Below are 23,298 nucleotides of genomic sequence, written 5' to 3'. Positions count from 1 at the left end.
GTACTGTCGGTGGCATGCGAAAGAGAAACCAGTGATATCGGCCGAAGCGCTCGTCAAGCGCTACGGCTCCAGAACCGCCGTCGACAGCATCGACTTCACCGTCGAGCCCGGTCAGGTGACCGGGTTCCTCGGCCCGAACGGTGCCGGCAAGTCCACCACCATGCGCATGATCGTCGGCCTCGACCGACCGACCTCCGGGTCGGTGCAGGTGAACGGGCGGGCGTATCGCGAGCACGGGGCACCGCTGCGCGAGGTGGGCGTGCTGCTGGACGCGAAGGCGGCCCACCGCGGCCGCACCGCGTACCAGCACCTGCGCGCCATCGCCGCGACGCACGGTATCGGCGCCTCGCGGGTACGCCAGGTGCTGGAGCTCGCCGGCCTCGAGTCGGTCGCGGGCAAACGGGTGGGCGGCTTCTCGCTCGGCATGGGCCAGCGTCTCGGCATCGCCACGGCGCTGCTCGGCGACCCGGGCATCGTCATCCTCGACGAGCCGGTCAACGGGCTCGACCCGGAGGGCGTGCGATGGGTGCGCACGCTGATGCGCACGCTTGCCGCCGAAGGCCGGACGGTGCTGCTGTCCTCCCACCTGATGAGCGAGATGTCGCAGACCGCCGACCGGCTGATCGTCCTCGGGCGGGGTCGAATTCTGGCCGACGGCACGGTCGGCGACGTCGTGGCGAAGGTCACCCGGCAGGTGGTGAGAGTGCGTACCCACGATGGAGCGCGCCTGATGGCCGCGATCGCCGACGCTCATGTGTCGGTGTCGACGGTCGGTGACGACGCCTATGAGATCACCGGGCTGAGCGCCGAGCTCGTCGCCGCGGCGGCCTCGGCTGCGGGCATCGTGCTGTACGAGGTCATGACCTCGTCGGGGTCCCTCGAAGACGCCTATCTCGCACTCACCGCCGGAGACGTCGAATACCGCTCGTCCCTCACCTCGACCGCCACCGACGCAGGAGCACTTCGATGACCGCCATCGACCACAAGCGCACGACCTTCATCCCCGCCCCTACGAGGCTCAGCTTCCCCGGCATCCTGCGCTCGGAGTTCATCAAGCTCTTCAGCCTGCGCTCGAACGTCGCGATGCTCGTCTCGATCGTCCTGCTCGGCATGGGCGCCAGTCTGGCCCTGGCCGTGACGATGGTCGGTGCGGGGATCCCCGACCAGCCCTCGACCGGATTCATGCTCGACGAGGTCACCGTGGGCACCGTGCTGTTCGGTCAGCTCGTCGCCGTCATCCTGGGAGTGCTGCTGGTCAGCGGCGAGTACGCCAGCGGCACGATCCAGCCGACGATGGTCGCGGTGCCCAGGCGCACCCCCGTGCTGCTGGCGAAGGCGTGCGTCGCCTTCGTCGCCGTCACGGCCGCAGGCCTGCTCGCCGTGCTCGGCTCGTGGGCCGCGACCCTGCCGTTCTTCGATGCGCTCGGCCTCGGTGTCGGGCTCACCGCCACGGGAGTGCTGCCGGCGTTCGCGGGCTCGGCGGTCTACCTCGGCCTCTCGGCTATCCTCGGGGTGGGCATGGGCGCGCTGCTGCGCGGAGTGGCGCCGAGCATCGCGGGCGCCGTCACTCTGACGCTGCTGCTGCCGGTGGTGCTGTCGGCGCTGCCGGTCTCTCAGACGGTGCGCAACATGCAGCTGCTCACCATGTCGAAGGCGGGGGATGCCATGAGCAACGCACCCGAGAACCAAGGAGCGCTCGTGAACCTCGTCGACGGATACATCAGCTGGGGAGCCGGCGGCATCATCGCCGCGGCGTGGGCGCTCGCGTTCCTGCTCCTCGGTCTTCTGCGTCTGCGCCGGGGGGACGTCTGAACACGGCATCGTCCGGCCTGCGCGGCGCCTCCTCCGAGGCGTCGCGTCCGGCACGCCGGTTCTCGATCGCGGATGCCGTGCTGCCGGCGCTGTACCTTATTACGGCCATCACGATGGCCGCACTCTCGCTCGAGCCGCCGTTCGTCACACCGCTGTGGTCGCTGGTCGCACTCGGAGCGGGCGGGATCGTCGTGCTGGTCCTGCGGCATCGACATCCTCCCGCAGCCTTCGCGGGCGCGATGGCCCTCGCCCTGGCGTCGACGGCGGTCGGATCGGGGGCCGAGGGGATGCTCGCGGTCGGCGCGATGTACCTGGTCGGACTGCGAGCCCGGCCGATGACGGCCTGGTCGGCCTTGGGCGTGGCGCTGCTGCTCGCCGCGGCGGGTGCGAGAGCCCTCACTCTGCGCGGCACGCGACTGCCGCACATGCTCGGGTCCGCGCCTCCGATCGAGGCGCGGGACACCCTGCTGGACTGGCTGAACTTCTTCAGCCTGCTCGCCGCGCTGCTGCTGATCACGACACTGCTGGGGATCAACGCGGGGCACCGTCGACGCCAGCTCGGGGAGCTTCGGCAACGCGCCGCGCAGCTGGTGCGCGAACGCGATCAGCAGGCCGAGACGGCTCGCGCGCAGGAGCGCGAGCGCATCGCGCGCGAGATGCACGACGTGATCGCGCACAGTCTGACCGTGATGATCGCCGTATCGGACGGCGCGCGCCTGGCCGCGGACGAGAAGCCGCAGCAGGCGAAGGAGGCGATGGGTCGGGTAGCCGAGACCGGACGCGGAACGCTCGGCGAGGTGCGGCGGCTGCTCGGGAGCGTGCGTGCCGACGACACCGAGCCGCACGTGCTGCAGGCTCCGCAACCCGACGCCGCTCGCCTGCCCTCGCTTGTGCAGGATTTCGCTGCTGCCGGCCTGCCGGTGCGGCTCGCTGTCACGGGCAGCCCGCCCGCCGACGCTGCGCTCGGGCTGACGGTGTACCGGATCGTGCAGGAATCGCTCACCAACTCCCTTCGACACGGCCGGGAGATCCGCTCCGTGGAGGTCGAGGTGGCGTGGCACGACGGTGAAGTGAGGATCATCGTGCAGGACTTCTCAGCTGCCCCGCTGCTGCCGACCGCCGAGCGCTCGCCGGGTCGCGGCCTGGTAGGCATGCAAGAACGTGTCGCGCTGTACGACGGCGATATCGAGGCCGGCCCGCACGGCGGAGGGTGGCGGGCCTCCGCTCGCCTTCGACGGGACGAACGGGGAGAGAGAGAATGACGAACGACGAGATCCGCGTGCTGCTCGTCGACGACCAGGAGCTCGTGCGCTACGGCTTCCGGCTCATGCTCGATGCGACGCCCGGCGTCGTCGTCGTCGGCGAGGCCGACGACGGTGAGCGGGCGGTCGGTGCGGCCGAGCGTCTGCATCCGGACGTGATCCTGATGGATGTGCGGATGCCGGGCACCGACGGCATCGAGGCGACCAGGCGGATCCTCGCCCGCCGGCCCCGCACGCGCGTGCTGGTGCTCACCACCTACGACCTCGACGAGTACGCCTTCGGCGCGCTGCGCGCCGGCGCGGCGGGATTCCTGCTGAAAGACACCAGGCCCGAGCAGCTCGTCGCCGCGATCCATGCCGTGCACGCCGGCGACGCGGTCGTCTCGCCGCGGATCACCGCGCACCTGATCGCGACCGCCGCACCCCACCTGGGCGGACGGCAGACGGACGACGAGGAGCGCGCGCTCGGGGAACTCACCGCGCGGGAGCGGGAGATCTTCGTGCTGATCGGTCAGGGGCGCACCAACGGCGAGATCGCCACGGCCCTGCACCTGAGCGATTCGACGGTGAAAGCCCACGTCGGGCGGGTGCTGTCGAAGCTCGAGCTGCGCAACCGCGTGGATGCGGTGATCCGCGCCTACGAGCTGGGCGTGGTCGGGCACTGACGCGTGCCTTCCCGCGTCGGCGCCGATCCCTCTGGTCAGCCCTACTTGATCGACCCGCGCATCACGCCGGAGATGACCCAGCGCTGCGAGAAGATGTAGACGATCAGCAGGGGCGCCATGGCCATCAGGTACGACGCGAACGCCACCGTGTAGTCGGTGTTGTACTGCCCCTGGAACACATACTGCGCGAGCGACAGCGTCCGGTCTGAGGGCGAGGTCAGCACGACGAGCGGCATGATGAAGTCGTTCCATGCCCACACGCAGGTGAGGATGCCGACCGTGGCATTCATCGGCATCAGCAGCGGGAACACGATCTGCCGGAACACCCGCCACGTCGAGGCTCCGTCCATGCGGGCCGCCTCTTCCAGCTCGATCGGGATCGAGCGGATGAAGGCCGTGTAGATGAACACGTTCAGGCTGAGACCGTAGATCGTGTACAGGATGATCATGCCCGCGGGGTTGTCGAGGCCGAGCACCGAGGTCTGCTTCACGAGCGGGAGCATGATGATCGGGAACGGGACGAACAGCGCTGCCAGCAGATAGTAGAAGACGCCTTTGAAGAACGGGCGGTGCAGGTTGCGGGCCAGCGCATAGGCGACCAGCGAGCTCGTGAGCAGCGTGAACACGACCGATCCGACCGTGATGATCGCCGTGTTCAGCAGCGCCTGCGGGAAAGCGGTTCGCTCCCACGCGACGGCGAAATTCTGCCAGTTGATCGGCCACGGCAGTTCGAAGCCGGTGCCGGCTGCCAGCTGAGCCGGCGTCTTCAGAGCGACGGCGACGGCGAGATACAGCGGGATGAAGATCGTCAGCGAGCACACCGCGATGAGCGCGGTCGCCCACCAGTTGGTGCGACGGGTGTCGGAAGGATCCGCGCCGCCGGCGAAGCGGCGCGTGCGCGGCAGGACGACAGCGGTGGTCGCCTCGTTCGCCTCGATGGGTGTGGTGACGGAGCTGGACATCAGAAGTCGGCCTCTCTGCGCTGAAGGACCCGGAATTGTAGAAGCGAGACGATGGTGATGACGATGAAGAAGATCACCGCGTTGGCGGTCTGGTAGGCGAACTCGCCGCCGGAGAACCCGCCGCGGAAGATGAGCATCGTCACCGACTCCGTGGAAGTGCCCGGTCCGCCGTTCGTGAGAGCGATGATCGGGTCGAACACCTGCAGGAAGCCCTTCAGGCTCAGCACGACGTTGATCGTGAAGAAGGCGCTGATGAGCGGGAAGGTGATCGACCGGAACTGGCGAGCGGGGCTGGCCCCGTCGATCGACGCCGCCTCGTAGATGTCCGTGGGGATCGTCTGGAGGCCGGCGAGGTAGATGATGATCGCGAATGCGCATGCCTGCCACACCGCCAGCACGACGACGGCGGTCCATGCCCAGTCGGGATTCGTGAGGATGTTGTCTCGGAAGACCGGGACCCCCGCGAGGATCTTCGGCAGCGAGTTCGAGAACAGGAACTGGAAGACGTATCCGACGACGAGCACGGCGAGGATGTAGGGCACGAAGTACACCCCGCGCCAGAAGTTCCTGGCCCGGATCTTCGCGTTCAGCCCCATCGCGATCGCGAGCGAGATCGCATTCGTCGCGAGGGTCGCGACGATCGCGAACAGGAAGGAGAACCCGTAGGCCTGCAGCACGCGGTCGTCGCGGAAGATGTTGACGTAGTTGGCTGTTCCGACGAAGTCCCACGTGCCGTAGCCCGGGTAGTTCGTGAAGCTGAAGAACACGCCGATGATGACCGGCAGCGTGTGGAAGCCGGCGAACGCGATGACCGCGGGCCAGACGAACCAGTAGTACGCGCGGGGCGCGAGCTTCGAGCGGTGACGCGACGCCCGCTGCGCGGACCGCACCCGTTCGGCGCGGCGTGTGCCGTCGGCGTTGACGGTGGCCATCTCAGTCCTCCTCATTCTTCGTGATCGTGCGAACCGCGACCTTGCGCCACTCGTTGTCGAGAGTGCTCAGCGCGCCCTGGACGTCGCCGTCGTAGAGGTACTGCTGCACGACGCCGGTGAGGGGAATCGCGGTCGGCACCTGATGGTCGATGAAGCCCGTGATCCTGCCGCTCTCGAAGTACGGGGCGATCGACTGCAGCGCCGGGTCGTCGCTGAGCTGCGCTCCTTCGACCGACGGCATCATCGTCTGCGACGCCGCGAATTCCTCGATGACGTCCGGGCGGAACATGAACTCGATGAACCGCAGCGCCTCCTCCTTGTGCGGGGTGTCGCGTGCCATCGTCACGGCGACGTCGACGCCCGAGACCAGCATCCGGTCGGCCGGATCCTGAGGGACGGGATAGGGGAAGATCCCGGCTCGGATGTCGGGATTCACCGCCTTGACGGGGCTGAGCGCCCAGATGCCCTGGAGCATCATCGCCGCGCCTCCCTGGGCGAACAGGGACGTGCTGTCGTCGTAGGAGGCTCCGCGGTAGCCGTCCTGGGAGTACTGGAACAGCTCTGCCTGACGCTCCATCGCCTCGGGGAAGTCCTCTTCGAAGGAGACGGCGGAGTCGGGTCCGATGCTCGCGCCGTCGGCGCGCATCTCGGCGAAGAAGTCGTCCTGGGCGTAGTACGCGCCGATGCCGTTCCAGGACGGCATCGGCGTCCAGTTCTCTGCGAGCGAGGTGGCGAACGGCGTGATGCCGCGCTCTTGGAGGGTGTCGCACAGTGCGATGAGCTCGTCCCACGTCTCGGGGACCTCGAGGCCCTCCTGTTCGAAGATGTCCTGGTTGTAGATGATCCCGTTCGCGTTGTTCACATAGCCGAGGCTGTTCACCTCGTCGCCGTGGTTGCCGAGGTCCGCGAGGATGTCCTGAACCCCTGGGCTGATCGTGTCCAGGATCGGCTCGTCGGAGAAGTCGTAGAAGACGCCGGCCTCGGCGAGTTTGCCGAAGTTCCCGTTGGCGTTGAGGGTCATCACGTCCGGAGTGCGGTCTTTGACGAGCAGCGTCCGGATCAGAGTCTCCGCGTCACCGACCTGGTTCTGCACGACCTTGATGTCGGGGTTCTCTGCTTCGAACGCGGCGATGATCTCGTTGAAGTCCTCGAGCGCTTCACCTTTGAACTGGAAGAAGTCGAGGGTGGTGACATCGGCGGCGCCGTTGCCGGCGCACCCGCCCAGCGCGAGCGTGAGCCCGGCTGTGAGGGCGCCGGCGATGGCGGTGCGGAGCAATCTGGGTCTCATGATGTGCGCCTCCTTGCGCGGTGTCGCGAACTACGCGGTCGCGATCTCGATGACGGTGGACTGCTGGGGGTTCTGGACGGGGGGACGAAGGCCGACCACGGCGAGCTGCCGTCCGGTCAGCACGGTGTCGTGGTGCGCCCACTCCAGCGGTGACTGCGCAGGGGCGGAGACGATCCCGCCGGGGGTGACGACCCGCACGCGGTAGGTGCGGTCGTCCTCGAGCCCGTGCAGGCGCACGCGCCCGGTCGGTGAAGAGATCAGAGTCTGCGACTGGGTGATGGTGAAGAACGCCGATGCGGCGTCGGCCGCCACGATGCCGCGGACGTCGAGACCGGGGTCGGCGACGTCGCTGTTCACGATGCGGCCGGTCGCGACGAGGGGGCGCACCCGTTTGGCGAGCGCCACCCACTCGGCGACCTCCGCGGCGTCCGCCTCGGACAGCGACGTGACATCCCATTCGATGCCGAAGTGGCCGAACAGGGCGACGGCGCCGCTCATGGAGAGCGAGACGGTGCGGCCGGTGGAATGCACGTGCGGGGTGGTGAGGTGCATGCCCATCATCTCGGGCGGCACGACGAGCGCGGTGTGGCGCTGGTTCTCAAGACGCTCGACGGGGTCGAGGCAGTCGCTGGTCCAGATGCGGTCGGTCCGATCGAGGATGCCGAGGTCGACTCGCGCCCCACCCGATGCGCAGCTCTCGATCTCGAGGCCGGGGTGTGCGGCCTTCAGCTCGTCGATCAGCCGGTAGACGGCCAGGGTCTGCGCGTGGACCTGACCGGCTCCGCCCGGGCCTGCGGCGGCATCGACGAGGTCACGGTTGTGGTCCCACTTGATGTACGAGATGGGGTACTCGTCGAGGATGTCGTCGATGACGGTTCGGATGTAGTCGTAGGCGTCGGGGTGGGCCAGGTTGAGAACCTGCTGCTGGCGGGCGGACGCGGGCAGCCCGACACGGCCACGGAGGATCCACTCGGGGTGCGCGCGGGCGAGGTCGCTGTCGGGGTTCACCATCTCCGGCTCGAACCAGAGGCCGAACTCCATCCCCTTCGCCACGACATGGTCGGCGATCGGGTGCAGGCCGTCGGGCCAGACGGTGTCGTCGACATACCAGTCGCCGAGCCCGGCGGTGTCGTCGCGGCGGTGACGGAACCAGCCGTCATCCAGGACATAGCGCTCGACGCCGACCTCGGCGGCCGCGTCTGCGAGGGCGATGAGCTTGGGAAGTCGGTGGTCGAAGTAGACCGCCTCCCACGTGTTCAGGGTGATCGGCCGCGGACGCGTCGGGTGCTGCGGGCGGGCGCGCCACTCCGCGTGGAAGCGCGCGGAGAGCTCGTCCAGCCCGTCGCCCCATGACCCGAGCAGCTCGGGCGAGGAGATCTCCTCGCCCTGACCCAGGCGGATCTCACCGGGCAGGTACAGCTCACCCGCGCCGAGGAACGATTCGCCGGTCGAGGTGCGTTCCGCGAACACGCGGGAGTTGCCGCTCCAGGCGAGGTGGATGCCGTGGACCCGACCGCGCTCGAAACCGAAGCCGGGCACACCGGCGGCCAGCAGAAGCGTCGCATCCGCGCCGGGGCGCCCGCGGCGGGATTCCCGCACATGCGTGCCGAAGGTCAGCTCGTGGCGCTGCGCCGAGCGCTCGCGCAGGTGACGGCCGGTCGTGTCGAGAAGCTCCGTGCTGTCCCATGGCAGCGGAAGCGCCGTGTGCAGAGCCTGCACGGTGTAGACGCCCGCACCGTCATTGCGCACCGTGGTCCGGGCTCGCACGAGACCGGAGGCCGTGACGCGCAGCTCGTGCCGCGCCGAGATCTCGGTCTCGGTGTCGACGAAGTGCAGCTGGAGAGCATCGGATGTCGCCTGGATGCCGGTCAGCGTGAGCAGCGCGCTCACCGCTTCACCATCACGGTGGCCTTCCAGCATGGGAGTTCCGAGCCACCCCGCTGCCGCCGTGGCGACGACTCCGAGCCGGGCGGTCTCGTCGAGGCCACCCGACACTCGCTGAAGGCGCGAGGCGGTCGCGAGCGAGACGATCGTCTCGTGCGATGCGTCGCCGAGATCCTCGCCCCAGTGGGCGATCACCGGCTCGCCGCTGGCGAGGTCGACGACGACGCTCGTCCCCGCGCGACGCAGGTGCACAGCGTCGGGGGCTGACGGTCCGACCGAATCGGCGTAGGCGGGGTGGGAGACCGCATCCTCGAGGTGAAGCATGGGTTATTTCTACAACGGAAACAACTGGTAGGTCAAGAGTCCACTTCCCCGCGAGCGAGCGCGATCCTCCCACCCACTTCATGTCAGAATGAAAGAAAAGCGGGGAGTGGTGAATGAGTGAGAGCGAAGCAGCTGTCGCACGCGCCGTCCTGATCCACGGTCCGGTGTCACGTCGTGATCTCACGGCGCGGCTGGGGCTGTCGCCTGCGAGCTTGACGCGGCTGGCGAAGCCTCTCCTCGAACGAGGCCTGCTGGTGGAGCTCGACGAGGTCGCCGACGGCTCCGTCGGCAGACCTACACGGCCGCTCGACATCGCCCCCGGTCTCGGATCTTTCGCCGGGGTGAAGATCACCGGCGATCAGATCGTGGCCGTCGGCACAGACATCCGGGCGGAGGTGATCGCCTGCGACGAGCGGACGATCGAGGACGCCTCGCCGGATGCTGTTCTTCGGCTCGTCGTCGAGACCGTGCACGGTCTCGGCCTGGACGGCCTTCGCGGTGTGGGCGTGAGCCTCGGCGGGGTCGTGCACGACGGCGTGGTCGCATTCGCGCCGTTCCTCGGCTGGGCCGACGTGAACGTTCGACGCACGCTGGAGCGCGAGCTGAGCATCCCGGTCGCGGTCGAGAACGACGTCGTCGCGCTGGCTGAGGCCGAGCGCTGGTTCGGAGTCGGAAGAGGACTCGACGGCTTCGTGACCCTCACCATCGGAGCGGGCGTGGGATACGGACTCGTCGTCTCCGGAGAGGTCGTCCGCACACCGGACGCCACCACGGGAACCGGAGGGCACATCCCCCTCGATCCGTACGGGCCGCTCTGCACCGACGGGCATCGCGGCTGCGCACAGGCCATGCTGTCGTCGGGATCGATCACGGCCCAGATGTCGGCCGCGCTCGGGCGACCGGTCGATTATGCGGAGACTCTCGAGCTGGCAGCCGCCGACCACCCGGCGGCCCGCACCGTGGTCGACGCCGCCGGCATCGCACTCGGAAAGCTGATGGCTCTCGCCGCGAACCTCAGCCTGCAGTCAGCCGTCGTGCTGGCCGGGGACGGGGTGGGCCTGTTCGAGGTGGCGGAGGAGGTCATCCGCAGAGCCGTCGCCGACGGACGCGACGCACAGGCCGCACCACTCGACATCCACGTCGACACCTCGGGATTCCGGGCGTGGGCGCGCGGAGCCGCTTCGGTCGCCATCCAGAGGTCGATGGATCGCGCCGGTCGCTGACCCGTCCCGGGTGCAACTGAATCTTTGTAACCAAACCGTTGCATTCGTTACCTCGTCGTTATATGCTCATCACACGGTGAATGTTTGCTGTGGCATCCACCGCATGTGATTGCAGGACTCTCTTTGGTGCAAGGGACAAGGGCCGGTCGGAAGCCTCTCCGACCGGCCCTTACTGCTGCCGCCCGACGTCGACCCGCGACACTACGCTGAGAGCATGACCGACCGCGAGCTCGCCCTGCAGGCCTGGGAGAGCCTGTTCCGCGCGCAGCACCAGCTGCTGGCGGAGATGGCCGTCGACTTCGACGGATCCGACCTCACGCAGGGCGAATACGACGTGCTCCTCACCGTCGCACGTGCGCCCGAGATGACCTCTCGGCTGCGCGACATCACCGCGAAGTCGCTCATCAGCCAGCCCAGCGTCTCGAGGCTCATCGACCGCATGGTGACGCGCGGCCTCATCACGAAGGCGATAGATCCCGACGACGGTCGCGGTGCACTGATCACGGCGACGGATGCCGGCGCCAAGGCGTTCCGTCAGCTCGCGACGGTGCACGGCCGCACCATCGCCGAGAAGATGTCTCCCCTCGACGACGCCGAGCTCGCGCAGCTGCTCCGCCTCACGGAGAAGCTGCGGGGGATGTGACCGCCGAGACTCTGGCAGGGTGTACCTGACACCTGCAAGGGGGAAGGGAAGGTCACCATGGAGATCGCCGGAGCACTCGGCATCCTGGTCATCATCGGAATCGCGGTCGTCGCCGCGATCGTCGTCGCACTGATCCTGCTGCTGTTCGCGCGCAGCTGGATCAAGGTCGCCCGAGCCGACGAGGCGCTCGTCATCTCGGGCCGCAAGCAGAAGGTGCAGCGCGCGGTCATCAACGCCGACGGCAGTACGAGCTCGGAGATGGCCGAGTCGCCCGTCACCGTGATCGTGAACGGGAAGTCGCTCGTCAACCCGATCACGCAGCGCCACGAGATCATCTCGCTGCGCTCACGCCAGGTGCTGCTGAACGCCGAAGCGCAGTCGCTCGACAGCGTCACGCTCAACGTCGACGGCGTCGCGATCGTCAAGATCGGCTCCGACCCCCTCTACGTCCGTCGCGCCGCCGAGCGGTTCGCCTCGCAGGACAAGGCGATCGAGCAGTTCACCACCGAGCAGCTGGAGGGCGCGCTGCGCGGCATCGTCGCGACCCTGTCGGTCGTCGAGCTGATGCGCGAGCGCAAGAAGTTCTCCGACCAGATCGCCGCCGACGTCTCGAGCGAGCTGGCCGATCAGGGCCTCATCCTCGACTCGTTCCAGATCAAGGGCATCACCGACAAGGTCGGCTACATCCAGTCGCTCGGCGCACCCGAGATCCAGGCGAAGCGCCAGGCGGCCGAGATCTCGCAGACCAACGCCGACCGCGCGATCAACCAGAAGAACATCGCCAACCAGGAGGCGAACCTGATCGAGCAGACCGCGCTCGACACCAACACCGCCAACGCGAACGCCGGGATCGGGCGGGCTCGCGCCGAGGCCGAGCAGGCCGAGCAGCTGGCCCGCGCGCAGGCAGAGCAGGCCGTTCTCCAGCAGCAGGCCGAGAACAAGCAGGCCCAGCTCGACGCCGACGTCAAGCGCGTCGCCGATGCGCAGCGCTACGAAGCAGAGACCCGCGCGCAGGCCGACCTGTTCACCCGCGAGAAGTCCGCTGAGGCCGCCGCGATCGAGCAGGTCAAGCAGGCCGAAGCCCGCACCCGCATCGCCGAGCAGCAGGCTCAGGCCGACCGTGCGCGGGCCGCCGGTGAGGCCGCAGCAGCCGAGGCGAAGGCCACCGGTGATGCGAACGCGCTGCGCGCGCAGGCCGAGGCCGAGGCGGAAGCTCGGCGCCTGCGGGCCAATGCCGAGGCCGAGGCGATCCGCGCGGAGGGCGAGGCGCGCGCTGCGGCCGTCGAGGCCGAGGCCAAGGCCATCGCCTCCAACCAGGAGGCTTTCCTGTCGCAGCGCGTGCTCGAGGTGCTGCCCCAGATCATGGCCGAGTTCGCCAAGGGCTATTCCGCCATCGGCAACGTCTCGATCATCGGCGGCAGCGGTGAGGACGGCGCGTCCAGCGTCGTCGGCAGCGACAACGCGAAGGCGATGCGCTCGGTGTTCGACAGCGTGAGCGCCGCGACCGGTCTCGACCTCGCCGCTATCATCCAGGGCCAGGCCGTCGGCCGCGGGTTCGGCGCCGGTGTCGCTCAGGCCACGGATGCCTCGCCTTCGGCATCCCCCGACCCCGGCGCGGCGACCGCGGTCGTCGAGCGCACCCTCGACGACCCGACCGACGCCGCCGGCGCCGGCGCGTAACGCGCTCCCGGCCGCCCACACCGGGGGCCGACACTCCAGATGTCGGACGGATTCGCAGGATCGGTCCGACATCTGGCGTGTCGGCCCCCGGTTCGTACCGCCCCGGCATCCGGCATCCGGCACCCGACCCCGCCCTGGCCCCGGTTCGTACCGCCCTGCACCCGCCACCCGGCCCGGGCCGGGGCGCCCGGCGGCGCCTGGCGTGTCGGCCCCGGTTCGTCGGACGGGCAGACTGGAACCGTGACCTCTCGCACGTTCGATCTCGCCCGCGTCGGCGCGGGCCTGTCGTTCGCGGCTGCCGTCGACGACGTCGAGCGCGCCCTGGATGCGAGCACCGCGCTGGTCATCAGCGCGCCGCCCGGCACGGGCAAGACCACCCTCGTGCCTCCCCTGCTGGCGATGCGCACCAGGGGACGCGTGATCGTCACGCAGCCGCGGCGGGTGGCGGCCCGCGCCGCCGCCCGTCGCCTCGCCGAGCTCGACGGCTCGCCGCTCGGCGAGCGCGTCGGCTTCACCGTCCGCGGCGAGCGCAAGACGAGCCCGCAGATGCGCGTCGAGTTCGTCACGGCGGGGGTTCTGCTGCGCCGGATGCTCGATGACCCCGGCCTCGACGACATCTCGGCGGTGATCATCGACGAGGTGCACGAGCGCGCGCTCGAGACCGACCTGCTCATCGGCCTGCTCGGCGAGGTGCGCGAGCTGCGCGACGACCTCACGCTGGTCGCGATGTCGGCGACGCTCGACGCCGAGCGGATCGCCGCCGTCCTCGGCTCGGACGGCGTGCCTGCGCCGATCGTCGACCACCGCGTCCCGGCTCATCCGCTCACCGAGCGGTGGGCGCCGAGCCCCGCGCCGCGGCTCGATGAGCGCGGCGTGACCCGCTCGTTCCTCGACCATGTCGCCGGCACGGCGGCATCCGCTGCCCGCGACCTCGTCCGGACCGCACCCGACGCCGACACCCTCGTCTTCGCACCGGGCGCGCGCGAGGTCGCCGAGATCGCGCGCCGCATCGCCGACCTCGCTCCGGGCTTCGATGTGCGGGAGCTGCACGGGCAGCTGCCCTCGGCCACGCAGGACGCCGTGATCCGCGGCCGCGCCGGCCACGATCGGCCGCGCATCATCGTCACGACCTCGCTCGCCGAGTCGTCCTTGACCGTGCCGGGCGTGCGCCTCGTCGTCGACAGCTGCCTGGCACGCCAGCCGCAGCGCGACGCGTCCCGTGGCATGACCGGGCTGGTGACCGCAGCGGCATCCCGATCCTCCTGCGTGCAGCGCGCCGGACGCGCGACACGACAGGGCCCCGGCACGGTCGTGCGATGCGTCGACGAGCGCACGTACGCCGCCGCCCCCGCGAGGCCCACGCCGGAGATCGCGACGGCCGACCTCGCCGACGCGGCGCTGCTGCTCGCCTGCTGGGGCGCACCGGGCGGGGCCGGCCTGAGGTTCATCGATCCGCTGCCGGCCGACAGCCTGAGCGACGCGGTCGAGGTACTGCACACCCTCGGTGCGGTGGACGACAGCGGCCGCGTGACCGACGCGGGACGCGCGCTCTCCCGCATCCCGACCGATCCGCGACTCGCCAGGGCGCTCCGCGACGGGTCGGCGCTGGTCGGCGCACGCACGGCTGCCGAGGTGGTCGCCCTGGTCGGCGGTGACATCCGTGTCCGCGACGCCGACATCGTCTCGGCTCTCTCGGCGCTTCGGAACGGCCGCGGTCCCGACGCTCAGCGCTGGGCACGCGAGGTCGACCGCCTGATGCGCCTCGCGCCGCCGGCGCGCTCGGGGCGCGGACGAGCAGATGACGCCGGTCTGGTCGTCGCGCTCGCGTTCCCGGGACGGATCGCCAGGCGCGTCGAGCGCTCGTCCAACGGCTCGACATTCCTGCTGGCATCCGGAACCCGCGCGGGAATCAGCGGCCCGCTCGCGGATGCCGAGTGGCTGGCCGTGGCCGACGTGGCGCGCGCGTCCGGTCGCGTCGCCGCGGGCTCAGGAGCGGTGATCCGCGCGGCCGCCGCCATCACCGAGCAGCAGGTCGAGCGCGCCGCCGACCACCTCATCACCGATCGGGTCGAGGCGCAGCTGGTCGGCGGCCGCGTGAGCGCCCGCCGCGAGCGGCGCGTCGGGGCGATCGTGCGCTCGTCCGTTCCGGTGCGCGCGTCTGCCGCAGAGGGTCGGGGTGCTGTGGAGCGCGCGGTGCGGGCAGATGGTCTCGACGTGTTCACCTGGTCGGATGCCGCCGACGAGCTGCGGCGGCGGATGGCTCTGCTGCACCGTGAGCTCGGCGAGCCGTGGCCCGATGTCTCCGACGAAGCCCTGCTCGCCCGTCTCGCCGAGTGGCTCGATCCGGAGCTGAGCGCCCTCGCGGGCGGCACCCCGGCGGATCGCATCGACCTCGCCGCGCCGTTGCGCCGGCTGCTGCCCTGGCCGGCCGCGGCCGACCTCGATGTCCTCGCCCCTGAACGCCTCGAGGTGCCCAGCGGCTCCCGGGCGCGGATCACCTACCCGCCGCTCGACGACCCGGCGGGGCAGCCGTTCGTGGCCGTGAAGCTGCAGGAGTGCTTCGGCTGGGCAGAGACGCCCCGGGTCGTCGGCGGGCGTGCGCCGGTGCTGTTCCACCTGCTCTCCCCCGCCGGCCGGCCGCTCGCGGTGACCGCCGACCTCGCCTCGTTCTGGTCGGGTCCGTACGCGCAGGTGCGGGGGGAGATGCGCGGGCGCTATCCGAAGCACCCCTGGCCAGAAGACCCCTGGTCGGCCACGGCGACGCGACACACCCGTCGACGAGCGGCTCGCGACTGAGCCGACGAGTCAGCACTCGACGACGTTCACCGCGAGGCCGCCCTCGCTGGTCTCCTTGTACTTCGTCGACATGTCGAGGCCCGTCTGGCGCATGGTCTCGACCACGGCGTCCAGCGACACGTAGTGGTGACCGTCGCCGCGCAGGGCGAGGCGCGCGGCCGTCACCGCGGTCGAGGCGGCGATCGCGTTGCGCTCGATGCACGGGATCTGCACGAGCCCGCCGATCGGGTCGCAGGTGAGCCCCAGATGGTGCTCCATCGCGATCTCGGCCGCGTTCTCGATCTGCCGCACCGTGCCGCCCATCACCGCGGTGAGACCGCCGGCGGCCATGGCGCACGCCGAGCCGACCTCGGCCTGGCAGCCGCCCTCGGCGCCCGAGATCGACGCGTTCGCCTTGAACAGCGAACCGAGCGCGGTGGCGGTGAGCAGGAATCGCCGGATGCCGCGGCGCCGGTTCGCCTCGGCCACTGCGTCGTCATCGCCGTTCGACGCGCTCACGGATCCCTCGGCGGCGGTCACCGCGGGGGACGAGCGGAAGCCGAGCAGGGCGCTGCCGACCAGCTCGCCGTGCGGGGTGACCGCGTTGCCGACGCCCAGGCCGGAGTCGGCGAGGAAGCGCCACCAGTACATCGCGACAGCGGGCAGGATGCCGGCCGCGCCGTTGGTGGGGGCGGTGACGACGCGACCGCCGGCCGCGTTCTCCTCGTTCACGGCGAGCGCGAACGCGCCCAGCCATTCGCCGGGAAGTGCGGGATGCCCGTCGGCTTCGACCGCCTCGAGCTGCTGGCGGATGTCACCCGCACGTCGTCTCACCTTCAGGATGCCGGGCAGCGTGCCGCCGGAGTGCAGCCCGGCGTCGACGCAGGATGCCATGGCATCCCAGATCGCATCGAGCCCTGCGGCGACCTGCTCTTCCGAGCGCACCGCCATCTCGTTTCCCCGGGCTATCTCGGCGATGGACATGCCCGTCTCGTCGCACAGCGCGAGCAGCTCTTCGGCGGTGTCGTACGGGTACGGCTGTGCGGCGGCGGCGACGCGGGCCTCTTCCCCGTCGCGGCGGATGAAACCGCCGCCGACCGAGTAGTACGTCTGCTCGAGCACGGGCTCACCCTCGGCGTCGAGCGCGTGCAGGGTCATCGCGTTGGGGTGACCGGGCAGGCGCGTGCGCGGGACGAAGGCGATGTCGTCCTTCGCGAACGGGATGCCCTGCTCTCCCGCCAGCAGCAGCTCGCGCCCCTCGGGCCAGCCGCTCCACAGCTCGCGCACGTCGGCCGGATCGCAGGTCTCGGGGTGCAGCCCCTGCAGGCCGGCGACCACGGCATCCGGAGTGCCGTGGCCGAGCCCGGTCGCCCCCAGCGAGCCGAACAGCTCGCAGCGCACCCGCGCGACGCGACTGAGCAGGTCTTCTGCCGTCAGCCGATCGGCGAAGTCGACTCCGGCGCGCATCGGCCCGACGGTGTGCGAACTCGACGGCCCCACACCGATGGAGAACAGGTCGAAAGCCGAGACGTACGCAGTCACGCATCCAGCCTACGTCCGACCGGTGTTCTCGGGGCCGCAGGGCTCGCGCCGAGCGCTGGCGGATCAGACCGCAGGAAAGGCGAAATCCCCGCCGCTTTCGCGACGGGGATTTCACTACTGTCTCAACACAGTGCGCGCCCCGAGGGACTCGAACCCCCAACCTTCTGATCCGTAGTCAGATGCTCTATCCATTGAGCTAGGGGCGCACGGCCCGCTCAGCGGGCCGAAGAACAGCCTACAACACGTTTCACGGAGAAGTGAAATCGGGGCTCGACCGACTCACCCCCGGCGTGTCCAGAGCGCGCGCTTGCCGTCTCGCTCCGCACGCGATCCGTCCTGCTCCGCCGCCTTGTCCGCGGCCTTCTCGCGCTTGCGTCGGGCTCGCTGCTCCGACGAGAGCGCCTGCAGATCGACGAGCTTCAGCGCCTGCATCCGTGCCTCGCGCATCTGCTCGTACTCGGGATCCTGATCCGCGCGCATCCCCTCGACGCGAAGCCTGCGATCGAGGTTGCTGCGCACGTCGGCCCACGCCGCCGCTCTCGCCTCTTCGACGAGCGCGCGCAGCGCCTCGGAGTCATCCGTCATGTCGCGCAGGTGAGTGGCGACGCCGAGTGACTGCTTCGCGCGACGACGCAGGTTGCGCACGTCGCGGTCGCGGTAGTCGTGGGTGCCGTGCGGGTCGGAGTGCCGACCTCGCGCGCGCTTGCGTAGGGCGGTGAGGTGCTCGGCGGCCTGCTCGGACTCGTCGGCCATCGCGCGCAGCGCGACGCGGGCCTCGTCCATGTAATGGTCGATCTCGAAGGTGCCACCCTGCGCGATCGTCCCGACCAGGATCTGGTTCTTCACGGTCAGCCGAACGGCCGCCGTGGCGATCGCTACGCCCTCGGCGACGGCATCAGCTGTTCGTCCCACGAGTACCTCCCGAATCGAGCGTACCGGCACCCCACCGACAGCGGTGGGGTGGGTTCACGGGCGCGGCGCGGATGCCCCGAAAAGACGCTCGTGGGCTGCCGCACGCCCTTCGGCCAGATGCTCGGGAACCAGGCGGCGCAGCACGTCCAGATCCCGCGCGCGGATCGCGTCGAGGATCTCGCGGTGCGTGGATGCCATCTCGGCGAGATCGCCGTGCTGACCGAACAGCCAGCGCAGCCGGGTGACCAGGGAGCTCGCCAGCTCCAGGAGCATCGCGTTCTGCGACAGCCGGACGACGGCCATGTGGAACGCGGTCGAGGCCTTGCGGGCCGTCTCGACGTCGCCGAGCGCCGCAGCGGCCGCCTCCTGCGCGACGAGCGACTCCAGCAGCGCGATGCCGGCTTCGTCGACGCGCTGTGCGGCGAGCACGAACGAAAGCGTCTCGAGCGCCTCGCGCACCTCGAAGAATCCCTGCAGGTCGTGCGGGGAGAACTCGCGCACCGTCGCCCAGCTGCGCGGTCGAGCCACGACGATCCCGTCGGCGACCAGCGCCTTGATCGCCTCGCGCACCGGCAGCCGTGACACCTGCAGCTCAGCGGCGATGTCGCGCTCGACCAATCGGGAGCCCGGCGGACGCCGTCCCGAGACGATGTCCTCCCGGAGCGCGTCGGCGACACGCTCCGACTCGAGGCCCGACATTCCAGCTGACGGCATGATCGGATTCAACCACCCCGCGGGCGATTCGGCCAGTGTTCCGGGATTTCGGCAGGCCGCGTCGGCCGGTCAGAGCTCGACCGGCGGAGCTCGACCGGTCAGAGCTCGACCGGCGGAGCTCGACCGGTCAGAGCTCGACCGGCGGCGCCGGCTCATCCTCCGCAGCCTCGGGGTGACGCACCAGGTTCACGACGGCGAGGGCGAGCCCTCCCCACACGGTGACCATCGCGACGATCATCATGACGACGGCGGTGGGGGTCATGGTCGTGCTCCCTTCCGGCGGTCATCCGCCACGGCGATGCTCCCAGTCTCGGCATCCGGTTCGTAGTTCTCGACGACGAGGAACTCGTCGTATTCGGGATCGTCCTTCGCGTGCGAACGGCGACTCCACGGCAGCAGAGACAGGATGATCGCGAACACGATGAGGGCGATGACCATCCCCCAGCCGAAGATCGCCAGGAACCAGAGCGGATAGCCCTCGTAGGGCGTGGTGATCTTGGCGATGATCTCGCTGACGAACAGGTACCCGAGCACGATCGGCGCGAGCGCCCCGACCAGCACCATCCACAGCCGGCCGAGCCGGAAGCTGGAGCGCTTGTTCAGGTGCTCGCGCAGCACCGGCAGCTTCCGCAGGATCCAGGCGACCAGGATGACCGCGACCAGGGCCACGGCCATGATCCCGAAGGCGTTGATGAACGCGTCCGTCGTGTCGAGCACCTGCAGCGCGGTGGTGGTCGAGAAGAACGCGATCGAGGCCAGCGCCACCGGGATCGCCACCGTGAGCGTCGTGCGCACGCGGCTCCAGCCGAGCTTGTCCTGCAGGGCGGCGACGACCACCTCGAGCACCGAGATGAGCGACGTGATGCCCGCGAACACCAGGGCGCCGAAGAAGAGCACACCGAAGATCGAGCCGCCCGTGGCCTGCGAGACGATCGTCGGGAAGGCGATGAACGCCAGACCGATGCCCGACGACGCGACGCCCGAGACATCGGTGTTCTGCGCCTGCGCCATGAAGCCGAGAGCCGCGAACACGCCGATACCCGCGAGGATCTCGAAGCCGGAGTTCGCGAAGCCGACGACGAGGCCCGAGCCGGTGAGGTCGGTCTTGCGCTTCAGGTACGACGAGTAGGTGACCATGATGCCGAAGGCGACCGACAGCGAGAAGAAGATGTGCCCGTAGGCGGATGCCCAGACGCCGGGGTCGGCGAGCGCCTCCCAGTTCGGGGTGAAGAACGCGTTGAGTCCGTCCATGGCGCCGGGCAGGAACAGCGCCTGCACCACGAGGGTGGCGAACATGAGCGTCAGCAGCGGCATGAGGATCATGTTCGCCAGGCCGATGCCCCGCTTGACGCCCAGCGCCATGATGACGATCACGACGAGCCAGACGCCGATCAGCGGGATGCCCACCTGAGGCACGAAGTCGAGCGAGACACCGTTCTTGAGGTCGCCCATCTGGAGGAAGTCGGAGAAGAAGTAGTCCTTCTCATTGCCCTCGCCCCAGGTGATCTGCGCCGAGAACCAGGTGTACATCGCGGCCCAGGCGATGATCACGGCGTAGTAGGTGGCGATCACCACGCAGATGAGCACCTGCCACCAGCCCAGCGGCTCGGCTGCCCGGCTCATGCGCCGGAACGCCAGAGGCGCGGAGCCGCGGAAGCGGTGCCCGATCGCGTAGTCGAAGAACAGCAGCGGAATGCCTGCGGTCAGCAGCGCGCACAGATACGGGATGAGGAACGCGCCGCCGCCGCCCTCATAGGCGACGTACGGGAAGCGCCAGATGTTGCCGAGTCCGACCGCAGACCCGATCGCCGACAGGATGAAGACGTTGCGCGAGCCGAAGGCCTCGCGCTTCTTGGTCTGCGTCGTTGCATTCACCATGCTGGCGAGGTTACCGGAGAGGCGAGACGACGACAGCCAGCCTCGCCGCCGAGCTCAGTCGGAGCGAGGTGCGTCTCCGGGGTCGTCGGCACCGTCCACGCCCGGCCCGGGGCCAGGGCGCACGGCTGCGGTGTCGGCGACGTCAATGCGCACATTGCCGTCGTGCTCGGTCACCTCGATGCGCGGTGCCGCATCGGCCTCGGTGGAGTGCTCCGCGCGAAGGAACTGGTCGCGCAGCTTCTGCTCGTGGGTCATGCCCTCGATGGAACCGTCGTTCTCGCTCATGCCACGACCATCTCGCGCGCGGCCGACGCGGGCGAGACCCTGGCCGCCGACCAGCGGAGGTGATAGAAACCCTGCGCCGAGATCTCGCTGTTCACCACCGAGGGTGGACTTCCGCCCGGAACCGGCGGTCGTAGAGATCCCGCACAGCTGCGGTGAAGTCATCGCCGAGCTCGGGGGCCGATCCCGCGGCCGCGTTCGATTCCGCCTGCGCGACGCTGCGCGCGCCCGGGATCACGGACGAGACGCCCGGAAGCTGGGAGACCCACGCGAGAGCAGCCGTTGCAGGAGCGAGGCCTGCTCCCGCGGCAAGCGCGGAGAACTCCTGCGCGGCTTCCACGCCCTGGTCGTAGTCGACGCCCGAGAACGTCTCCCCCTGGTCGAAGGCCTCGCCGTTCCGGTTGAAGCTCCGGTGATCGTTCGCGGCGAACTCCGTGTCGTGGGAGTAGCGTCCCGAGAGAAGCCCGCTCGCCAGCGGCACGCGGGCGATGATGCCCACCCCGGCCTCGATGGCTGCGGGAAGGACCTCGTCGAGCGGCTTCAGACGGAAGGCGTTGAGGATGATCTGCACGGTGGCGACGCCAGGGCGCGCGATGGCGTCGAGCGCCTCGGCGGTCGTCTCGACGCTCACGCCATAGGCGGCGATCGCCTGTTCCTCGACCAGCGTGTCGAGCGCGTCGAACACGGCGTCGTCAGAGTAGACCGCGGTCGGCGGGCAGTGCAGCTGCACGAGGTCGAGCGTCTCGACCCCGAGGTTGCGGCGGCTGCGGTCGATCCACGACCGGAAGTTCTCCAGCACATAGTTCGCCGGGATCTGCTCGACGCGGCGCCCCATCTTGGTCGCGACCGTGAGCGGGGCATCCGGGTTCTCGCGCCGCCATGCCCCGATCAGCGACTCGCTTCGCCCGTCGCCGTACACATCGGCGGTGTCGAAGAAGGTGACGCCGGCTGCGGCGCTCGCGTCGAGCACGGCTCGGGCATCCGCTTCACTCACCTCGCCCCAGTCGGCGCCGAGCTGCCATGTGCCGAGACCGATGACGGAGACGTCGCGACCAGTGCGACCCAGAGTGCGATGCTGCATGCGATCGAGCTTAGGGCGCGGCCGCACCGTCGGCGCCGCCGCGGCTGTGCGACAGGAGTTCGGCGAACAGGGCGTCCAGATCAGGATCGACGCGCTGCAGTTCGGGATGCCCGTCATGCCACTCGATGATCTCGCGCGCCACGTGATGGAGGGCCACGGAAGGCGAGAAATCCGGTACGAGACGGCGGATCTTGGTGTTGTCGAAGACGACGGAGTGAGCCATGTCGCCGCTCAGCTGCCCCGCCCGCTCCGGAGCGAGCCGCTCGATCTCGGTGGTCGGTGCATGCCGCAGCCGTGGTTCCGCGCCGGCGGCCCGCGCGAGGATCGAGTAGATCTCGTTCCACGTGTAGACGAAGTCGCTCGTGATCTGGAACGTGTCCCCGTAGGCGAGCGGGTTGCCGAGGAGTCCGACGAACCCGACGGCGAAGTCGGTGGAGTGGGTGAGGGTCCACAGGGACGTGCCGTCGCCGTGGACGACGATCTCCTCGCCCCGGCGGAGCCGATCGATTGCCGTCCACCCGCCGAACGCCGGGATCGTCCACTTGTCGTAGGTGTGCGAGGGACGCAGCACCGTCACAGGGAAGTCTCGATCGCGATACGCCCGGGTCAGCAGCTCTTCACACGCGATCTTGTCGCGCGAGTACTGCCAGTGCGGATTGCGAAGTGGGGTCGACTCCGTGATCGGCAGGTGCGCCACCGGCTTCTGATAGGCGGATGCCGAGCTGATGAAGACGTACTGCCCGGTGCGGCCTTCGAAGCGGTCGATGTCGCGCTGCACGTGATCAGGAGTGAAGGCGATCATGTCGGCGACCACATCGAATTCGCGACCGCGAAGTGCAGCGTCGACCGCGGCGGCATCCGAGATGTCGGCCGTCAGCACTTCGACGCCTTCCCCCGGCGTGCGGAGCGATTGCCCGCGGTTCAGCAGCGTCACCTCCATGCCACACCGGGTTGCGAGTTCGCTCGCCGCCGAGGAGATGATTCCCGTTCCGCCGATGAACAGCACCTTCAACGCAGTCATGCGGTGCACTCTACCGACGGGTGAGTCGGGGGCGGGGACGGAGGGATTTGATCCCTCGCGGCCACTCCACACGCCGCGAGTCCCGATCACGGCTCGCGTTGAGAAGAAGGGGCGGCGTGCGGAGCCTCCGGCCGCGTGGGGCCCTGGGGTGGAAAAGCGCCACCCGCCTACGCGAAGATCCGGCCCTCGAGACTTCGTCCCGAGATCCGGATCTTTGGCGGAGACGGAGGGATTTGAACCCTCGGTCCCCTTGCGAGGACTCCACCTTAGCAGGGTGGTGCACTAGGCCTGACTATGCGACGTCTCCATGCATCCGGCCCCGAGGGACGAACGCGTCATGCCATCATAACCGGTCTCGTAACCTGTCACCGACACGCGCCGCCCCTGAACCGGACGGCACACTCGCACACACGTCTCG

Annotated in this window: 20 protein-coding genes and 2 tRNA genes; 8 read left to right on the top strand and 14 right to left on the bottom strand. The window is 69.5% G+C overall.

The window, feature by feature from the left end:
- Positions 1–31: 31 nt before the first annotated feature.
- Genes AB0O65_RS01650 through AB0O65_RS01635 form a run of 4 tightly spaced genes read left to right on the top strand, consistent with a single transcriptional unit; the run spans position 32 to position 3,739 of the window.
- Complete coding sequence (locus AB0O65_RS01650; protein ID WP_071642220.1) at positions 32–970, top strand: ATP-binding cassette domain-containing protein; 939 nt, start codon at positions 32–34, stop codon at positions 968–970.
- Entirely contained in the window at positions 967–1,812 is an 846-nt protein-coding gene (locus AB0O65_RS01645) for a hypothetical protein (RefSeq protein WP_363382509.1), read from the top strand. The genes AB0O65_RS01650 and AB0O65_RS01645 overlap by 4 nt, the downstream gene beginning before the upstream one ends.
- Entirely contained in the window at positions 1,755–3,074 is a 1,320-nt protein-coding gene (locus AB0O65_RS01640) for a histidine kinase (protein ID WP_363382507.1), read from the top strand. Before AB0O65_RS01645 ends, AB0O65_RS01640 begins: the two co-directional genes overlap by 58 nt.
- Positions 3,071–3,739: a response regulator transcription factor gene (locus AB0O65_RS01635; RefSeq protein ID WP_363382505.1), complete on the top strand. Its 669-nt coding sequence runs from the start codon at positions 3,071–3,073 to the stop codon at positions 3,737–3,739. Before AB0O65_RS01640 ends, AB0O65_RS01635 begins: the two co-directional genes overlap by 4 nt.
- A 41-nt stretch (positions 3,740–3,780) precedes the next feature.
- Here AB0O65_RS01635 and AB0O65_RS01630 read toward each other — a convergent pair whose 3' ends face one another.
- The 4 genes from AB0O65_RS01630 to AB0O65_RS01615 are packed head-to-tail and all read right to left on the bottom strand — an operon-like array spanning position 3,781 to position 9,129.
- A complete protein-coding gene (locus tag AB0O65_RS01630) occupies positions 3,781–4,701 on the bottom strand; it encodes a carbohydrate ABC transporter permease (protein WP_363382503.1) in 921 nt (306 codons plus the stop codon).
- Positions 4,701–5,633 carry a sugar ABC transporter permease gene (locus AB0O65_RS01625; protein ID WP_083428654.1) on the bottom strand — a complete coding sequence of 311 codons (933 nt, stop codon included), beginning with the start codon at positions 5,631–5,633 and terminating at the stop codon, positions 4,701–4,703. The genes AB0O65_RS01630 and AB0O65_RS01625 overlap by 1 nt, the downstream gene beginning before the upstream one ends.
- A 1-nt stretch (position 5,634) precedes the next feature.
- Positions 5,635–6,921, bottom strand: coding sequence for an extracellular solute-binding protein (locus tag AB0O65_RS01620; RefSeq protein ID WP_363382501.1), 1,287 nt, complete (start codon positions 6,919–6,921; stop codon positions 5,635–5,637).
- A gap of 30 nt (positions 6,922–6,951) precedes the next feature.
- Positions 6,952–9,129, bottom strand: coding sequence for an alpha-galactosidase (locus tag AB0O65_RS01615; RefSeq protein WP_363382498.1), 2,178 nt, complete (start codon positions 9,127–9,129; stop codon positions 6,952–6,954).
- A gap of 113 nt (positions 9,130–9,242) precedes the next feature.
- Here AB0O65_RS01615 and AB0O65_RS01610 point away from each other — a divergent pair, with 113 nt between their 5' ends.
- The 4 genes from AB0O65_RS01610 to hrpB all read left to right on the top strand — a co-directional run bounded on the left by AB0O65_RS01610 (position 9,243) and on the right by hrpB (position 15,471).
- Positions 9,243–10,352 (top strand): ROK family transcriptional regulator, encoded by a 1,110-nt coding sequence (locus AB0O65_RS01610; RefSeq protein WP_363382496.1) that lies wholly within the window; start codon positions 9,243–9,245, stop codon positions 10,350–10,352.
- Between the two features lie 214 nt (positions 10,353–10,566).
- On the top strand, positions 10,567–10,995 hold the full coding sequence (locus AB0O65_RS01605) for a MarR family transcriptional regulator (RefSeq protein WP_071642227.1): 429 nt from the start codon (positions 10,567–10,569) through the stop codon (positions 10,993–10,995).
- Between the two features lie 57 nt (positions 10,996–11,052).
- The gene (locus tag AB0O65_RS01600) at positions 11,053–12,675 is read left to right on the top strand and encodes an SPFH domain-containing protein (protein WP_313479083.1); all 1,623 of its coding nucleotides are present in this window, start codon (positions 11,053–11,055) and stop codon (positions 12,673–12,675) included.
- 240 nt (positions 12,676–12,915) lie between these two features.
- Positions 12,916–15,471, top strand: a complete 2,556-nt coding sequence (gene hrpB, locus AB0O65_RS01595; protein WP_363382494.1) for an ATP-dependent helicase HrpB — start codon at positions 12,916–12,918, stop codon at positions 15,469–15,471.
- A gap of 9 nt (positions 15,472–15,480) precedes the next feature.
- On the opposite strand, the gene AB0O65_RS01590 is transcribed toward hrpB, so the two are convergent.
- The 10 genes from AB0O65_RS01590 to AB0O65_RS01545 all read right to left on the bottom strand — a co-directional run bounded on the left by AB0O65_RS01590 (position 15,481) and on the right by AB0O65_RS01545 (position 23,187).
- A complete protein-coding gene (locus AB0O65_RS01590; RefSeq protein WP_363382492.1) occupies positions 15,481–16,992 on the bottom strand; it encodes an L-serine ammonia-lyase, iron-sulfur-dependent, subunit alpha in 1,512 nt (503 codons plus the stop codon).
- 133 nt (positions 16,993–17,125) lie between these two features.
- Positions 17,126–17,198, bottom strand: a tRNA-Arg gene (locus tag AB0O65_RS01585).
- A gap of 73 nt (positions 17,199–17,271) precedes the next feature.
- Positions 17,272–17,904: an asparagine synthase gene (locus AB0O65_RS01580; protein WP_071644851.1), complete on the bottom strand. Its 633-nt coding sequence runs from the start codon at positions 17,902–17,904 to the stop codon at positions 17,272–17,274.
- 54 nt (positions 17,905–17,958) lie between these two features.
- Positions 17,959–18,618, bottom strand: coding sequence for a GntR family transcriptional regulator (locus AB0O65_RS01575; RefSeq protein WP_071644852.1), 660 nt, complete (start codon positions 18,616–18,618; stop codon positions 17,959–17,961).
- Between the two features lie 127 nt (positions 18,619–18,745).
- The gene (locus AB0O65_RS01570; protein WP_071644853.1) at positions 18,746–18,880 is read right to left on the bottom strand and encodes a methionine/alanine import family NSS transporter small subunit; all 135 of its coding nucleotides are present in this window, start codon (positions 18,878–18,880) and stop codon (positions 18,746–18,748) included.
- Complete coding sequence (locus AB0O65_RS01565) at positions 18,877–20,496, bottom strand: sodium-dependent transporter (RefSeq protein WP_363382487.1); 1,620 nt, start codon at positions 20,494–20,496, stop codon at positions 18,877–18,879. Before AB0O65_RS01565 ends, AB0O65_RS01570 begins: the two co-directional genes overlap by 4 nt.
- A 54-nt stretch (positions 20,497–20,550) precedes the next feature.
- Positions 20,551–20,781, bottom strand: coding sequence for a multidrug transporter (locus AB0O65_RS01560; protein ID WP_313479142.1), 231 nt, complete (start codon positions 20,779–20,781; stop codon positions 20,551–20,553).
- Positions 20,782–20,872: 91 nt separating this feature from the next.
- On the bottom strand, positions 20,873–21,859 hold the full coding sequence (locus tag AB0O65_RS01555; RefSeq protein ID WP_363382484.1) for an aldo/keto reductase: 987 nt from the start codon (positions 21,857–21,859) through the stop codon (positions 20,873–20,875).
- Positions 21,860–21,869: 10 nt separating this feature from the next.
- A complete protein-coding gene (locus AB0O65_RS01550) occupies positions 21,870–22,880 on the bottom strand; it encodes an SDR family oxidoreductase (protein WP_363382481.1) in 1,011 nt (336 codons plus the stop codon).
- 215 nt (positions 22,881–23,095) lie between these two features.
- Positions 23,096–23,187, bottom strand: a tRNA-Ser gene (locus AB0O65_RS01545).
- Positions 23,188–23,298: the final 111 nt, after the last annotated feature.

Source organism: Microbacterium sp. NPDC077391 (genome assembly GCF_040686955.1).
Lineage (GTDB): Bacteria > Actinomycetota > Actinomycetes > Actinomycetales > Microbacteriaceae > Microbacterium > Microbacterium commune.
Note: the sequence above shows the minus strand (reverse complement) of the source record. Positions and strands in the feature narration are given on the sequence as shown.